Below are 16,575 nucleotides of genomic sequence, written 5' to 3'. Positions count from 1 at the left end.
GGTACGAGGGGTCAGCGGGCGGGCGCGGCGGCGCGGCGGCCCGCTCTGGCGACGGCGATCTGACGGGCCACGCGCGGCCCGAGCACGGAGACCACGAGCAGCACGCCGGTGACGACGATCTGCGACTGTGCGGAGACGTTGAGCAGGCTCATCGCGTTCTGAAGGCCGCCGAGCAGGAAGACTCCGGCGATCGCGCCGCCGAGGGTCCCCTTGCCGCCGTCGAAGTCGATGCCGCCGAGCAGTACGGCGGCGACGACGGACAGTTCGAGCCCGGTGGCGTTGTCGTAGCGGGCGCTCGCGTAGTGCAGGGCCCAGAAGATTCCCGTGAGCGAGGCCATGAGCCCGGTGAGGACGAACAGCCAGAGCTTGTGCCGCTTGACCCGGACGCCGGCGAACCGCGCCGCCTCCTCGTTGGCGCCGATCGCGAAGAGCGAGCGGCCGAAGGGCGTGGCGTGCAGGACGACGACGGCGATCGCGAGCAGCGCGAGGAAGGGCAGGAAAGCGTACGGCAGGAATGTGCCGCCGACTTGTCCGGCCGCGAAGTCCAGGTACCGCGAGGGAAAGTCGGTGACGGCGTCGGAGCCGAGGACGATCTGCGCGATGCCCCGGTAGGCGGCCATGGTGCCGATGGTCACGGCGAGCGAGGGCAGCCCCAGGCGGGTCACCAGGAGGCCGTTGACGAGGCCGCAGACGACTCCGAGGAGGAGCACGAGCGGAATGATCGTCTCGATGGCCATGCCCGCGTTCCAGAGAGCGCCCATCACCGCTCCGGAGAGCCCCGCCGTCGAGGCCACCGACAGATCGATCTCTCCGGAGACGACGAGGAGCGTCATCGGTAGGGCGATGAGGGCGATGGGCAACGTGTTTCCGATGAGGAACGACAGGTTGAGGGCGTTCCCGAATCCGTCCACAAAGGAGAACGACATCAGGAGGAGGACGACAAGGAGAGCGCCGACAACGGTGTCCCAGCGGATGGCGTGCGTCAGCGTGAACCGGTTCGTGAGCCGGTTGGAGTCAGCCATGGCGGGCGTTCCTCTTCTTCAGGGCCTTGGCGACGCGCAGGGCGACGACCCGGTCGACGGCGATGGCCAGGACGAGCAGTACGCCGTTGATGGCGAGCACCCATACAGAGCTGACGCCGAGCGCGGGAAGCACGCTGTTGATGGACGTGAGCAGCAAGGCGCCGAGTGCCGCACCGTAGACGCTGCCGGAGCCGCCGGTGAACACGACGCCACCGACCACTACGGCGCTGACGACGGTGAGTTCATAGCCGTTGCCTGTGGCGGAGTCGACGTTGCCGAAGCGGGCCAGGTAGAGCGCGCCGGCCAGTCCGGCGAGCGCTCCGCACGCGGTGTAGGCGGCGAGGATGCGCTTGCGTACCGGGATGCCCGCGAGCCGCGCGGCCTCGGGGTTGGATCCGAGTGCGTAGAGCTCGCGTCCGCCGCCGAAGTGCCGCAGGTAGTACGCGACCGCGACCAGGACGGCGAGCGCGATCAGCGCCAGATACGGCACGGCCGAGATCCCGCCCGAGCCGAAGTCGACGAAGCCGTCCGGCAGGTCGGACGCAGTGATCTGCCGGGAGCCCACCCAGATCGAGTCGATGCCCCGGATGATGTAGAGGGTGCCGAGTGTCACGACGAGCGCGGGCACCTGGCCGAGGCTGACGAGTGCTCCGTTGAGCAGGCCGCAGCCGACGCCGAGCGCCACGGCGAGGAGGATCGCGAGTGTCGGGTCGCCGCCGCCCTGGAGGTAGTTGCCCGCGGCGAAGGCGCTGATCCCGAGTGTGGAGCCGACCGACAGGTCGACGTTGCGGGTGATGACGACCAGGGCCTGTCCCGTCGCGACGAGGACGAGGATGGTCGCGTTCAGAAGCAGGTCCTTGATGCCCTGCTCGGACAGGAACTCGCTGTTGCCCGCCTGGGTGATGCCGATCATCACCAGGAAGACAAGCAGGATGGCCAGTTCGCGCATCTTGAAGACGCGGTCGACCAGGCGCGTACCCGCGGCCTTCTCCGGGTCGACGGCGGGTGCGGGGCTCCGCGTGGTCACGCTCATGCCGTCCTTCCTGTGGCGGCCGCCATCACGGTCTCCTCGGTCGCCCGCGCGCGCGGGATCTCGGCGGTGAGCCGTCCTTCGTGCATGACGAGGACCCGGTCGGCCATGCCGAGGATCTCGGGCAGATCGGAGGAGATCATCAGGACCGCGACCCCCTCGGCGGCGAGTTCGGAGAGCAAGCGGTGCACTTCGGCCTTGGTGCCGACGTCGATGCCGCGGGTGGGTTCGTCCACGATCAGCACCTGGGGCCTGGTGGCCAGCCACTTGGCGAGGACGACCTTCTGCTGGTTGCCGCCCGACAGGGTGCCGACGGCGTCGGCGATCCGCGCGTACTTCACCTGGAGCCGCACCGCCCAGTCGAGCGAGCGGCTGCGTTCGGCGCCGCGGTCCATGAGGCCGGCCCGCACGGTCGTACGCAGCCCGGTGAGCCCGATGTTGCGCTCGATGGACATGTCCATCACCAGGCCCTGCGCGCGACGGTCCTCGGGGACGAGCGCGAGCCCGGCGGCCATGGCGGTGCTGGGGGCGCCGTTGATCAGCGTCTTCCCCTGCACCTCGACCGTTCCGGCATCCCACCGGTCGACGCCGAACACGGCCCGCGCGACCTCACTGCGACCGGCGCCGACGAGTCCCGCGAGCCCGACGATCTCGCCGCGCCGCACGTCGAACGACACGTCGGTGAAGACGCCCTCACGGGTCAGCCTGCGGACGCTGAGCGCGACTTCGCCGACCTGTGTGTCCTGCTTCGGGTAGAGCTCGTCGAGATCGCGGCCCACCATGCGGCGCACGAGATCGTCCTCGGCCAGGCCGTCCAGCGGCTCGCTCGCGATCAGGCCACCGTCCCGGAGCGTGGTGACGCGCTGGCACAGCTCGAAGATCTCCTCGAGACGGTGCGAGATGAAGAGCACCGCGGCGCCCTGTTCGCGCAGGGTGCGCACGACGCCGAAGAGGCGGGCCACTTCGCTGCCGGTGAGCGCCGCGGTCGGTTCGTCCATGATCAGGACCCGGGCGTCGAAGGAGAGCGCCTTGGCGATCTCGACGATCTGCTGGTCAGCGATGGAGAGCCCGCGAGCGGGCTGTTCGGGGTCGAGGTCCACGGCAAGGCGCTTGAAGAGCGCGTCGGCCGCCGCGTGTACGGCCTTGTGGTCGACGCGGCCGAAGGAACGGCGAGGCTGACGCCCCATGAAGATGTTCTCCGCGACGGAGAGGTCGGGGAAGAGCGTCGGCTCCTGGTAGATGACGGCGACGCCCGCGTCCCTGGCGTCACCGGGGCCGTGGAAGACGACCGGGGACCCCTCGAGCGACAGCTCCCCCGTGTCCGGCCGGTGGACCCCGGCGAGGGTCTTGATGAGGGTGGATTTCCCTGCGCCGTTCTCGCCCGCGAGGGCGTGCGCCTCACCGGCGTACAGCTCCAGGGAGACATCGTGCAGGGCGCGCACGGCCCCGAAGGACTTGCTCAGGCCCTGCACGGCAAGGACGGGGGGCTCTCTCATAGGTAGCACCGATCGGTCACGAAGGGCATGCGGCTCTGGCATGGGGAATCAGGTGTCGTGCGTACGGCATCCGACGCGCTGGGCGTCGGGTGTCGGACGTCATGGGGAGTCACTCGCCGGACACTTGGCGTGAAAGGTTTCAATCAATTTTCAGGGAAGCTAAACCCGCACCAACTCCGGCGTCAATGGTCGTGACTTGAAAATCCTGCTGTCACTCCATGCACCAAGGGTGAAGCACTCAAGGCCCCTTGACAGGAGTCAGCAGGCTCCCTAGCTTCGCCTCTCGTGAAACGATTCATCGTCGAGTCGTTACGGAGTCGAGTTGTGATCAGCAGAAGACGACTGCTCAGCACCACCGCCACGGCCGCCCTGGGCACGGCCATGGCCGCCGGAGCCGTTTCCCCCGTACAGGCCGCCCGAGCCGTACCCTCCGCCAAAGGACGCGCCCTACGTGTGACCAGACCGACCGTCGAGTACGTGCGAAACCCGCTCGGCCTCGACGTGCCGCGTCCCAGGCTGAGTTGGCCCCTGACGTCCGACAAGGACGGCCAGGAGCAGACGGCCTATCAGGTGCGCGTCGCCACCGCCCCGGGCCGCCTCACCGAGCCCAACGTCTGGGACAGCGGCAAGGTCGCGTCCAGCGACTCCGTCCTGGTCCCATACACGGGCCCCGACCTCAAGTCCCGTACGCGCTACCACTGGTCGGTCCGGGTCTGGGACGCCTCGGGCAAGGCCTCCGCCTGGAGTGAGCCCTCCTGGTGGGAGACCGGGCTCTCCGCGGCGAAGGACTGGTCGGCACAGTGGATCGGCGCACCCGCCTCCCTGGTAGGCGCGCCCGCCCTGGACGACGCCTCGTGGATCTGGTTTCCCGAGGGAGACCCCGCGACCAGCGCCCCTGCGGCCACCCGTTGGTTCCGCGGCCGCGTCGATGTCCCCGAAGGGGTCACTCGCGCGCGGGTGGTCATGACGGCCGACGACGGCTACACCGCGTACGTGAACGGCGCGCAGGTGGCACACACCGAGGCGGACGGCGCCGCCGACAACTGGCGCCGCCCCGTGGTCGTCGACGTGACCGACCGGCTGCGCCCCGGTGCCGCGGTCGTCGCCGTCTCCGCCACCAATGCCACGACCGGGCCAGCCGGTCTGCTCGGCGTGCTCGAACTGACGACCGCCGACGGCGTACGCACCCTCACCACCGACGGCACGTGGAGGACGACCGACAAGGAACCTTCGGGCGACTGGCAGTCGGCGGAGTACGACGACGGTTCCTGGGCCGCGTCGAAGACCCTCGCCCCTTGGGGTTCGGGTCCCTGGGGCAAGGTCGCCCCCAACCACTGCCCCGCCGCCCAGTTGCGCCACGAGTTCCGTCTGCGGGCGGGCAGGAAGGTCGCGCGGGCCCGGCTGTACTCCACGGCCCTGGGCCTCTACGACGCGTGGCTGAACGGCGAGCGTGTCGGCGACGACCGTCTGGCGCCGGGCTGGACCGACTACAACAAGCGGGTCCAGTACCAGACGTACGACGTGACCGAGCAGCTCAAGTCCGGCGCCAACGCGCTCGGCGTGACGGTCGCGGTCGGTTGGTACGCGGGGAACGTCGGCATGTTCGGTCCGCACCAGTACGGCGATCGACCGGCGTTCCTTGGCCAGCTTGAGGTCACGTACACCGACGGCTCGACCGACCGTGTGCTCTCCGGCACCCAATGGCGCGCCACCACCGGTCCGGTGACCGCCGCCGACCTGCTGTCGGGCGAGGACTACGACGCCCGTCTGGAGACCGCGGGCTGGACGCGCGCCGGGTTCGACGACTCGGACTGGATCGCGGCGGACGCCGTCGACAAGGTCAAGGCCGCTGTCGTGGCCCAGATCGACGGGCACGCGCGCGTGGAGAGCGAGATATCCGCCCGGAAGGTGAGTGAGCCCAAGCCCGGCGTGTTCGTCTTCGACCTCGGTCAGAACATGGTCGGAGCGGTCCGCCTGAACGTCTCCGGGAAGGCCGGCACGAAGGTCCGGCTGCGCCACGCGGAGGTCCTCAACCCCGACGGCACGCCCTACACCACCAATCTGCGGACCGCGCGTGCCACGGACACCTACACGCTCAAGGGCGGCGGCAAGGAGACGTACGAGCCGCGGTTCACCTTCCACGGCTTCCGCTACGTCGAGGTGACGGGCTATCCGGGCAAGCCACCGCTGGACGCCGTGGTGGGCCGCGTGATCCACACGTCGGCGCCGTTCACCATGGACTTCAAGACGAACGTTCCCATGCTCAACCAGCTGCACAGCAACATCACATGGGGGCAGCGCGGCAACTTCCTCTCCATCCCCACCGACACCCCCGCACGCGACGAGCGGCTCGGCTGGACCGGCGATATCAACGTCTTCGCGCCGACCGCCGCCTACACGATGGAGTCGGCGCGCTTCCTCACCAAGTGGCTCGACGACCTGCGCGACGGGCAGCCGGACGACGGCGCCTTCCCGGACGTGGCCCCGTTCGTCGGTACGGTGGGCAAGGGCGTGGCCGGCTGGGGCGACGCGGGAGTGACCGTCCCCTGGGCGCTGTACCAGGCCTACGGGGACAAACGCGTCCTGGAGCAGTCCTGGTCGTCGATGCTGAAGTGGCTGGCGTACCTGGAGAAGCACAGCAGCGGATATCTGCGCCCCGCCGAGGGCTACGGGGACTGGCTCAACATCCAGGACGAGACCCCCAAGGACGTCATCGGCACGGCCTACTTCGCGCACAGCGCCGACCTGGTCTCGCGGACCGCCGAGGCGCTCGGCAAGGACCCGGCCCCGTACAAGAAGCTCTTCGGCAGTGTCCGGGACGCCTTCCGTGCGGCGTACGTGACCGGCGGCGGCCGGGTGAAGGGCGACACGCAGACCGCGTACGTCCTGGCCCTGTCCATGGACCTGCTCACGGACGGCGACCGCGCACCGGCGGCCGCCCGCCTGGTGGAGCTCATCAAGTCCAAGGAATGGCACCTGTCGACGGGCTTCCTGGGCACCCCGCGCCTGCTGCCCGTCCTCACCGCCACCGGCCACACGGACGTGGCCTATCGCCTCCTCGTCCAGAAGTCCTTCCCCAGCTGGGGTTACCAGATCGACAAGGGCGCCACGACGATGTGGGAGCGCTGGGACTCCATCAAGCCTGACGGCAGCTTCCAGGACGCCGGCATGAACTCCTTCAACCACTACGCGTACGGCTCGGTGGGCGAGTGGATGTACGCGAACATCGCGGGCATCGCACCGGCCGACCCTGGCTTCCGCAAGATCCTCGTCCGCCCGCGCCCCGGCGGCGGCGTGACCGAGGCGACGAGCAGCTTCGACGCGCTCTACGGCCCCGTCACCACCCACTGGAAGACGGACTCCGACGGATTCCGTCTCACTCTCACCCTGCCCGCCAACACCACCGCGGAGGTGTGGATCCCCGCCGACGAACGCACGCAAGTGGAGCACGACGCGGCGGAGTTCCTGCGCATGGAGGACGGCTGCGCCGTATTCGCCGCCGCCTCCGGCACCCACCGCTTCTCCAACTGACCCACCTCGACCGCTCTTTCGGAAGGCTGCGCGATGACCGCCGGAACCAGCAAGGACGCCGTGAAAGCGGCACTCACCACCCAGGCCCTGGAGACCCCGTCCTGGGCGTACGGCAACTCCGGTACGCGCTTCAAGGTCTTCGCGCAGCCAGGTGTCCCCCGCACGACCCGGGAGAAGATCGATGACGCCGCCCGGGTGCACGCACACACAGGTGTGGCGCCCAGGGTGGCTCTGCACATCCCCTGGGACAGGGTCGACGACTACGCGGCCCTCGCGGAGTACGCCACCGGGCAAGGCGTGCGGCTCGGAGCGATCAACACCAATGTCTTCCAGGACGACGACTACAGGCTCGGCTCGGTCACCAACCCGGACCCGGCGATCCGGCGCAAGGCACTCGGCCATCTCCTGGAGTGCGTGGACGTCATGGACGCGACGGGTTCGCGCGACCTGAAGCTCTGGTTCTCCGACGGCATCAACTACCCCGGCCAGGACGACATCCGCAGCCGCCAGGACCGCCTGTCCGAAGCCCTGCGGGCCACCTACGAACGTCTCGGCGACGACCAGCGCATGCTCATCGAGTACAAGCTCTTCGAGCCTGCCTTCTACGCCACGGACATCCCGGACTGGGGCACGGCGTACGCGCACTGCCTGAAGCTCGGGCCCAAGGCACAGGTCGTCGTCGACACCGGCCACCACGCGCCCGGCACCAACATCGAGTTCATCGTCGCCACGCTGCTGCGCGAGGGCCGTCTCGGCGCCTTCGACTTCAACTCGCGCTTCTACGCGGACGACGACCTGATGGCGGGCGCCGCCGACCCCTTCCAGCTGTTCCGGATCATGTACGAGGTCATCCGCGGCGGCGGCTTGAACTCCGACATCGCGTTCATGCTCGACCAGTGCCACAACATCGAGGCGAAGATCCCGGCGATCATCCGCTCGGTGATGAACGTGCAGGAGGCCACGGCGAAGGCACTTCTCGTCGACGCCGACGCGCTGGCCGATGCCCAGCGGACCGGCGACGTCCTCGCCGCCAACGCCGCCCTGATGGACGCCTTCAACACGGACGTTCGTCCCCTACTGGCAGAAGTCAGGGAGGACTCGGGGATCGACCCGGATCCCATGAGGGCCTATCAGCGGTCAGGCTGGCAGGAGCAGATCGTCAAGGACCGCGTGGGCGGCGAGCAGGCCGGATGGGGGGCATGAGCGACATGACACAGCACGCACGGATCAAGGAACTCCTGGAGCGCGCGCACCGCTTGGGCGCCGACCCGCGCAACACGAATTACGCGGGCGGCAACGCCTCGGCGAAGGGCACGGCCCCCGACCCGGTCACCGGCGCGGACACGGACCTGATGTGGGTCAAGGGCTCGGGCGGCGACCTGGGCACCCTCACCGAGGAGGGCCTCGCGGTCCTGCGCCTCGACCGCCTCCACGCGCTCAAGGAGGTGTACGGGGGCGCGGACCGTGAGGACGAGATGGTCGCCGCCTTCGACTACTGCCTGCACGGCAAGGGCGGCGCGGCCCCTTCCATCGACACGGCGATGCACGCCCTGGTGGACGCACCGCACGTGGACCACCTCCACCCCGACTCGGGCATCGCCCTGGCGTGCGCCGCGGACGGCGAGAAGCTGACGGCCGAGTGCTTCGGCTCCACGGTGGCCTGGGTGCCCTGGCGCCGCCCCGGCTTCCAACTGGGCCTGGACATCGCCGAAGTACAGGCGGCGAACCCCGATGCGATCGGCTGCGTCCTTGGCGGTCACGGCATCACGGCGTGGGGCGCCACGGCGGACGAGTGCGAGCGCAACTCCCTGCACATCATCCGCACGGCGGAGGCGTTCCTCGCCGAACGCGGCAAGAGCACCCCCTTCGGCGACCCCCTGGACGACTGCGCCCCTCTCCCCACCGCCGCCCGCCACCGGCGCGCGGCCGAACTGGCTCCGCACATCCGCTCGCTGGCCTCGCGGGACCGCGTCCAGATCGGCCACTTCACCGACACGGACACCGTCCTCGACTTCCTGGCCTCCACCGAACACCCGCGCCTGGCAGCCCTGGGCACCTCCTGCCCGGACCACTTCCTGCGCACGAAGGTCAGGCCGCTGGTCCTGGACCTCCCGCCCACCGCCCCGCTCTCCGAGGCCATCACCCGCCTCAAGGAGTTGCACACCGCGTACCGAGAGGAGTACGCGGCCTACTACACCCGCCACGCCGACCCGGCCTCGCCCGCGATGCGCGGTGCCGACCCGGCGATCGTTCTCGTTCCAGGCGTGGGCATGTTCTCCTTCGGCAAGGACAAGCAGACAGCGCGCGTGGCGGGCGAGTTCTATGTGAACGCCATCAACGTCATGCACGGCGCCGAGGCCGTCTCCACGTACGCCCCGATCGACGAGTCGGAGAAGTTCCGCATCGAGTACTGGCCGCTGGAGGAGGCAAAACTCCAGCGCCTGCCCAAGCCCAAGCCGCTGGCCACCCGAGTGGCCCTGGTGACCGGCGCGGGCAGCGGCATCGGCAAGGCGATCGCGCACCGCCTGGTCGCTGAGGGTGCCTGCGTAGCGGTGGCGGACCTCGACACGGAGAACGCCGAGACGGTGGCGCGGGAGTTGGGCGGGCCCGACAAGGCCATCGCCGTCTCCATGGACGTCACGTCCGAAGACCAGATCACTGCCGCCTTCAACGCCACAGCCCTGGCTTTCGGCGGAGTGGACCTGGTGGTGAACAACGCGGGCATCTCCATCTCCAAGCCGCTGCTCGACACCACGGCCCGTGACTGGGACCTGCAGCACGACATCATGGCCCGCGGCTCCTTCCTCGTCTCCCGCGAGGCGGCCCGCGTCATGCGGGACCAGGCCTTGGGCGGCGACATCATCTACATCACGTCCAAGAACGCGGTGTTCGCGGGCCCGAACAACATCGCGTACTCCGCCACCAAGGCCGACCAGGCCCACCAGGTCCGCCTGCTGGCAGCCGAGTTGGGCGAGTTCGGCATACGCGTCAACGGCATCAACCCGGACGGCGTGGTCCGCGGCTCGGGCATTTTCGCGGGCGGCTGGGGCGCGCAGCGCGCGGCGACGTACGGGATCGAGGAGGAGAACCTGGGCGCCTTCTACGCCCAACGAACCCTCCTCAAGCGAGAGGTGCTCCCCGAGCACGTGGCCAACGCGGTCTTCGCCCTGACGGCGGGCGACCTCACTCACACGACAGGCCTGCACATACCCGTGGACGCGGGCGTCGCGGCAGCGTTCCTCAGGTAGCCACAGCCCCCTCCGGTCGGCGCAGCACACCCGGCCGGAGGGACGTTCCCGAGTCGGCCGAGAGGACACCGGCCCGCAGCCGCCCACCACACCGAGCGGAAGCGGTCCTCGGGCGGCCGGGAGGCCCCCACCGACCCGCGGACGCCCACCCGACCGGAGGGACGCTCCCGACGTGACCGAGGGGACACATCGCCCCGCAGCCGCACACCGCCCCGAGAGGACGATCCTCCAGACGCCGAGAGTCACCGGCCGCCAGCACCGCGCATCCGACCCGAGGAGGCGTCCGCGGGCGCCCGCGAATGCCCACCGGCCCGCAGCCGCCCGCCCGACCAGAAGGGACGTGCAGGTAGGTCCGCCCGGAGCACGGCCCACAGCACTCCTGATCCGAAGTAGCCAGCGCCCAGTAGCGGATGGCGAGGACGGACACACCGGCCCGCCCCGCCCCGCCCCGAAGAATCACGACGCGACCACCACGCACCCGTACGGGCACCCACACCGCACCCGCACCTACCCCCGCACCCTCGTCCTCGACCCTGAACCCTTGCGAGCCCCGATGCCCATCGTCAGCCCCCATGCCAAAGCCGGCCCTCGCTCACCCCACCGCTTCGCCGCGATCGACCTGGGCGCCTCCAGCGGACGCGTCATGCTGGCCCGGACAGGCCCCGACACCCTCGACCTCCAAGAGGCACACCGCTTCCCCAACCGCCCGGTCCGCGCCGCCGGCACCCTGCACTGGGACGTCCTCTCCCTGTACGCCGGAATCCTCGACGGCCTCCGCGCCGCCGGCTCCGCCGCCCCCCTCACCTCCATCGGCATGGACGGCTGGGCAGTCGACTACGGCCTACTGGACGCCGACGGCGCGCTCCTCGGCAATCCGGTGCACTACCGGGACCCTCGCACCGAGGGCTTCGCGGCCAGGGCAGGGACTACCGTCCCGGCCGCCGAGCTCTACGCCGCAACGGGCATCCAGCACGCCCCCTTCAACACCCTGTACCAACTCATGGCCGCTCAGGGATCAGCCCAACTGGCCGCCGCCCAGCACCTGCTGCTCATCCCGGATCTGCTGACGTACTGGCTGACGGGCGAACTCGGCACAGAACTGACCAACGCCTCCACCACGCAGCTCATGGACCCCGGCACAGGAGACTGGTCTCAGGAGGTGGCGACGCGTCTCGGCATCGACCTCGGACTGTTCTCGCCCCTGCGACAACCGGGCGACCCCGCGGGCCACCTGCTTCCGCAGGTACTGCACGACACCGGCCTGAACACGCCCACCCCCGTCACAACGGTCGCCTCCCACGACACCGCGTCAGCGGTAGCCGCCGTCCCCGCCACCACCGAGAACTTCGCCTACATCTGCACCGGCACATGGTCGCTCGCGGGCCTGGAACTGACCGCCCCCATCCGCACGGAGGAGAGCCGCGAAGCCAACTTCACCAACGAGCTTGGCATCGAAGGCACGGTCCGCTACCTGCGCAACATCATGGGCCTGTGGCTGCTCCAGGAGTGCCTGCGCACCTGGGCCACCGATACCGATACCGGCACCAGCATCCCCACCACCACAGGCGCCCCCGACCTGGAAAGCCTCCTCCACGACGCCGCCACCGCCCCCGCTCTCCGCTCGCTCGTCGACGCGGCCGACCCCGCCTTCCTCTCCCCCGGCGACATGCCGCACCGCATCGCCCAGGCCTGCCGGGCCACGGGCCAGCCCGCCCCCGGCACCCCCGCCGAGACGACGCGCTGCATCCTCGACTCCCTGGCCCTGGCCCACCGCCGCGCCATCGAGGACGCCCAACGCCTCGCGGACCGGGCCGTGGACGTCGTCCACATAGTCGGCGGCGGTGCCCGCAACGCCCTCCTGTGCCAGCTGACCGCGGACGCCTGCGGTCTGCCCGTCGTCGCGGGCCCGGCAGAGGCCGCCGCGCTCGGCAACGTACTCGTGCAGGCGAGAGCGCACGGCCTCATGCGCGACCGTCATGAGATGCGCGCCCTGCTGGCCCGCACCCAGCACCTGACTCGCTACGAGCCGACCAGCGACCCGGCGCGCCGCGCGGCATGGGACGAGGCAGCCCGACGCGTCCCGGCATCATGACTCCCGCAAAGTCCGCGTAGCGCATACGCTGCATCCATCCGATGACCGACGAGGAGGAACCCGCGGTGCGAGTCGCTCTGTTCCTGACCTGTGTCAACGACACGCTCTACCCGGACACAGGACGAGCGGTGGTGAAACTGCTGACCAGACTGGGAGTTCACGTCGACTTCCCGATGGCGCAGACCTGCTGCGGGCAGGCGCACTACAACACGGGCTACCGCCACCAGACAGAGCCGCTCGCTCGCCACTTCTCCGATGTTTTCGGTTCGGACGAGTACGACGCGATCGTGACGCCCTCCGGCTCGTGCGGCGCGATGGTCCGCGAGCTGTACCCCCGTATGGGAGAACGGGCCCGCTCCGAGGGGCGCGGGAACGGCCTCGCCGCCACGCTGGCCCCGGTCGTCCCCAAGACGTACGAACTCACCGAATTCCTGGTGGACATCCTCGGTGTGACGGACGTCGGGGCGTACTACCCGCACACGGTGACGTACCACCCGACCTGCCACGGACTGCGCAGTCTCGGACTGGGCGACCGTCCCACGCGGCTGCTCCAAGCGGTCAAGGGTCTTGAACTGGTCGAGCTCCCCGGCGCCGAGGAGTGCTGCGGTTTCGGCGGCACCTTCGCGATGAAGAACTCCGATGTCTCGTCGGCGATGGGCACGGACAAGGTGCGCAACGCCGAGTCGACGGGCGCCGACACCCTGTGCGCGGCGGACAACTCCTGCCTGATGCACATCGGGGGCACGATGACCCGCCTCAGGAGCGGCGTGCGCCCGGTCCACATCGCGGAGATCCTGGCGAGCACGGAAGAGGAGCCCCTCTCATGAGCGGCACGAGCAGCACGTTCGTAGGCATGCCCGCCTTCCCCACGGCCGCCCGCGAGGCCGTGGGCAACAAGACCCTGCGCGCCAATCTGCGGCACGCCACGCACACCATCCGCGACAAACGGGCCCGCGCGGTCGCCGAGCTGGACGACTGGGCGCAGCTGCGCGAGGCGGGCAAACGGATCAAGGACGAGACCCTGCGCCATCTCGACCGTCACCTGGTCCGGCTCGAGGAGTCGGTCACCGCGGCGGGCGGCACCGTGCACTGGGCGGCGGACGCCGACGAGGCGAACCGCATCGTGACAGCGCTGGTCAAGGACACCGGCGAGACCGAAGTGGTCAAGGTCAAGTCGATGGCCACCCAGGAGATCGGGCTCAACGAAGCGCTGGAGGCCGAGGGCATCCACGCGTACGAGACCGACCTCGCCGAGCTCATCGTGCAGCTCGGCAAGGACCGCCCCTCGCACATCCTCGTCCCGGCCATCCACCGCAACCGCGGCGAGATCCGTGACATCTTCGCGCGCGAGATGAGCGAATGGGGCCGCCCCGCCCCGGACGGACTCACCGACACCCCGGCCGAACTGGCGGAGGCCGCCCGTCTCCACCTCCGGGAGAAGTTCCTGCGCGCCAAGGTCGGTGTCTCCGGGGCGAACTTCATGGTCGCCGAGACGGGCACGCTGGTGGTCGTCGAGTCGGAGGGCAACGGCCGTATGTGCCTCACGCTCCCCGAGACGCTGATCTCGGTCGTCGGCATCGAGAAGATCGTGCCGACCTGGCGGGACCTGGAGGTCTTCCTCCAGACGCTCCCGCGCTCCTCGACGGCCGAGCGGATGAACCCGTACACGTCGATGTGGACCGGCACTGCTCAGGAGGACGGCCCGAGCACCTTCCACCTGGTGCTCCTCGACAACGGCCGCACCGACACGCTCGCCGACGAGGTGGGCCGCCAGGCACTGCGCTGCATCCGCTGTTCGGCCTGTCTCAACGTCTGCCCCGTGTACGAACGAGCGGGCGGCCACGCGTACGGCTCGGTCTACCCCGGCCCTATCGGAGCGATCCTCAGCCCTCAACTACGCGGCACCCAGAGCGAGATCGACGCCTCGCTCCCTTACGCATCCTCCCTCTGCGGCGCCTGCTACGAGGTGTGCCCGGTCGCCATCGACATCCCCGAAGTCCTCGTCCACCTGCGCGAACGGGTGGTCCAGGGCGGCGAAGTGGTACGCCACGGCACGAAGGTGACCCTGCGGCCCGCGAAGGGGCACGCATCCGAGCGGGCCGCGATGCGTGCGGCGGGCTGGGCGTTCAGCCGTCCGGGGACGCTGCGAGCCGGGCAGCGGCTCGCGTCCGGGACCCGGCGCTTCCACCCGCGCACGCTTCCCGGCCCCGGCCGGGCGTGGAGCGCGACGCGGGATCTGCCGAAGGTGCCCGCGGAGCCGTTCCGCGACTGGTGGCGGCGTACGAATGGCGGCCAGGCGGAGAAGGGCGGCGCGAAGTGAGCAGCAGGGACCAGATCCTGGGCCGCGTCCGACGCGCCCTTGCGGACGTACCGGACGCGGAGCCGAAGGACACCTACGGCACCTCCGTCCCCCGCGACTACCTGCGCGAGCACGGTGACCGCACGGCCGAGCAGACCGTCGAGCTGCTCGCGGAGAACCTCGCCGACTATCGCGCGCTCGTGCACCGCTGCGCCGAGGAGGAGCTGCCCGAGCTGCTCACTCGGCTGCTCGCGGCACGCGACGCGCGGACCGTGCTCGTGCCGTCCGGCCTGCCGCCGCACTGGCTCGAGGCCGCCGACGCGACCCGTGTCGCCGACCGCGCCACGAGCACCCCGGGCGAACTCGACGAAGTCAGCAGCGTCGTCACCGGCTGCGCGGTGGCCGTGGCCGAGACCGGCACGATCGTCCTGGACGGCGGCCACGACCAGGGCCGCCGGCGCATCACGCTCGTCCCCGATCACCACATCTGTGTCGTACGGGTCCCTGACCAGGTCGTCTCCTCCGTCCCGCAGGCACTCGAACGGCTCGATCCCGTCCGCCCACTGACCTGGATCTCGGGACCGTCCGCGACCAGCGACATCGAACTGGACCGGGTGGAGGGCGTGCACGGCCCGCGCACTCTGGAGGTGGTGCTGGTGAGCGGAGTCTGAAGGGCGCGGTTAGCGTGAGTGCATGATCCGGTTCGAGCAGGTGAGCAAGCGCTACCCGGACGGCACGATGGCCGTGGACGACCTGTCCTTCGAGGTCGCCCAGGGGGAACTCGTCACGCTCGTCGGACCGTCCGGGTGCGGCAAGACGACCACGATGATGATGGTGAACCGTCTCATCGAGCCGACCGCGGGCCGCATCTTCGTCAACGGCGAGAACATCGCGGACGTCGACCCGGTCCGCCTCCGCCGCCGTATCGGCTATGTCATCCAGCAGGTGGGGCTCTTCCCGCACCGCACGGTCCTCGACAACACGGCGACGGTCCCCGCCCTCGTGGGCTGGAAGAAGTCGAAGGCGCGGGCCCGGGCGGCCGAGCTGCTCGACCTGGTGGGCCTCGACCCGAAGACCTACGGCTCCCGCTACCCCGAACAGCTGTCCGGCGGCCAGCGCCAGCGCGTCGGTGTGGCACGAGCCCTCGCGGCCGATCCGCCCGTACTCCTCATGGACGAGCCGTTCGGGGCCGTCGACCCCGTCGTGCGCGAGCAGTTGCAGGACGAGTTCCTGCGGATGCAGGCGGCGGTCCGCAAGACGGTTCTCCTGGTCACGCACGACATCGAGGAGGCCGTCAGGCTCGGTGACCGGATCGCGGTGTACGGGCAGGGGCACATCGAGCAGTTCGACACGCCCGGGGCGGTGCTCGGCACCCCGGCGACGCCTTACGTCGCCGAGTTCGTGGGCGCCGACCGGGGCCTGAAGCGTCTGTCGGTCACCGAGATCCAGGCGGACGATCTGGAGCAGCCGTCGGTGGTGCGCCTGGACGAGCCGGCAGCGCACGCCGCGGCTCGCCTTCGCGAGCAGGGCGCCCGCTGGGGCGTCGTCCTGGACACGGACGGAGATCTGCACGGCTGGGTCGGCATCGACGAGGTGGCGCTCGCCGGTGAGGGCCGCGGAGTGGGCGATCTGGCCCACCGTATGAAGGCGTGGGTCCCGGTCGGCGCCCCGCTCAAGCAGGCGTTCGGCGTGATGCTCCAGCACGACGCGGGCTGGGTCGCGGTCCTCGACGGGGCACGCTTCCTCGGCGTGCTGACCCCGGCGAAGCTGCACGAGGCACTGCGCCGCTCGGTGGACGCCGACGCGCAGGGCGTGCCCCGGGACCAGGTGGATTTCGACTCCGTGGCCGACGCGTAG

Annotated in this window: 11 protein-coding genes; 8 read left to right on the top strand and 3 right to left on the bottom strand. The window is 70.1% G+C overall.

The annotated features are described in order from the left end of the window. Positions 1 to 11 precede the first annotated feature (11 nt). From ACFVXC_RS34730 to ACFVXC_RS34720, 3 genes are read right to left on the bottom strand one after another with little or no spacing between them, the layout of a single operon-like run. Positions 12 to 1,022: an ABC transporter permease gene (locus ACFVXC_RS34730; RefSeq protein WP_389913819.1), complete on the bottom strand. Its 1,011-nt coding sequence runs from the start codon at positions 1,020 to 1,022 to the stop codon at positions 12 to 14. Then, positions 1,015 to 2,055 carry an ABC transporter permease gene (locus ACFVXC_RS34725; RefSeq protein ID WP_389913816.1) on the bottom strand — a complete coding sequence of 347 codons (1,041 nt, stop codon included), beginning with the start codon at positions 2,053 to 2,055 and terminating at the stop codon, positions 1,015 to 1,017. Before ACFVXC_RS34725 ends, ACFVXC_RS34730 begins: the two co-directional genes overlap by 8 nt. Further along, complete coding sequence (locus tag ACFVXC_RS34720) at positions 2,052 to 3,548, bottom strand: sugar ABC transporter ATP-binding protein (protein ID WP_389913813.1); 1,497 nt, start codon at positions 3,546 to 3,548, stop codon at positions 2,052 to 2,054. The genes ACFVXC_RS34725 and ACFVXC_RS34720 overlap by 4 nt, the downstream gene beginning before the upstream one ends. Before the next feature lie 324 nt (positions 3,549 to 3,872). Here ACFVXC_RS34720 and ACFVXC_RS34715 point away from each other — a divergent pair, with 324 nt between their 5' ends. From ACFVXC_RS34715 to ACFVXC_RS34680, 8 genes are all read left to right on the top strand, one after another. Beyond that, complete coding sequence (locus tag ACFVXC_RS34715) at positions 3,873 to 7,079, top strand: alpha-L-rhamnosidase (protein ID WP_389913810.1); 3,207 nt, start codon at positions 3,873 to 3,875, stop codon at positions 7,077 to 7,079. A gap of 33 nt (positions 7,080 to 7,112) precedes the next feature. Beyond that, positions 7,113 to 8,282 carry an L-rhamnose isomerase gene (gene rhaI / locus ACFVXC_RS34710; RefSeq protein WP_389913807.1) on the top strand — a complete coding sequence of 390 codons (1,170 nt, stop codon included), beginning with the start codon at positions 7,113 to 7,115 and terminating at the stop codon, positions 8,280 to 8,282. A gap of 5 nt (positions 8,283 to 8,287) precedes the next feature. After that, positions 8,288 to 10,327 (top strand): bifunctional aldolase/short-chain dehydrogenase, encoded by a 2,040-nt coding sequence (locus ACFVXC_RS34705; protein ID WP_389914012.1) that lies wholly within the window; start codon positions 8,288 to 8,290, stop codon positions 10,325 to 10,327. Between the two features lie 553 nt (positions 10,328 to 10,880). Next, positions 10,881 to 12,419 carry a rhamnulokinase family protein gene (locus ACFVXC_RS34700; RefSeq protein WP_389913805.1) on the top strand — a complete coding sequence of 513 codons (1,539 nt, stop codon included), beginning with the start codon at positions 10,881 to 10,883 and terminating at the stop codon, positions 12,417 to 12,419. Positions 12,420 to 12,484: 65 nt separating this feature from the next. After that, complete coding sequence (locus tag ACFVXC_RS34695) at positions 12,485 to 13,246, top strand: (Fe-S)-binding protein (RefSeq protein ID WP_389914009.1); 762 nt, start codon at positions 12,485 to 12,487, stop codon at positions 13,244 to 13,246. Next, entirely contained in the window at positions 13,243 to 14,739 is a 1,497-nt protein-coding gene (locus ACFVXC_RS34690; RefSeq protein ID WP_389913803.1) for a lactate utilization protein B, read from the top strand. Before ACFVXC_RS34695 ends, ACFVXC_RS34690 begins: the two co-directional genes overlap by 4 nt. Further along, the gene (locus tag ACFVXC_RS34685; RefSeq protein ID WP_389913800.1) at positions 14,736 to 15,389 is read left to right on the top strand and encodes a lactate utilization protein C; all 654 of its coding nucleotides are present in this window, start codon (positions 14,736 to 14,738) and stop codon (positions 15,387 to 15,389) included. Before ACFVXC_RS34690 ends, ACFVXC_RS34685 begins: the two co-directional genes overlap by 4 nt. A 22-nt stretch (positions 15,390 to 15,411) precedes the next feature. Next, positions 15,412 to 16,575, top strand: a complete 1,164-nt coding sequence (locus ACFVXC_RS34680) for an ABC transporter ATP-binding protein (RefSeq protein WP_389913797.1) — start codon at positions 15,412 to 15,414, stop codon at positions 16,573 to 16,575.

The sequence above is a fragment of the Streptomyces sp. NPDC058257 genome (assembly GCF_042881845.1).
In the GTDB taxonomy this organism is placed as follows: Bacteria; Actinomycetota; Actinomycetes; order Streptomycetales; family Streptomycetaceae; genus Streptomyces.
Note: the sequence above shows the minus strand (reverse complement) of the source record. Positions and strands in the feature narration are given on the sequence as shown.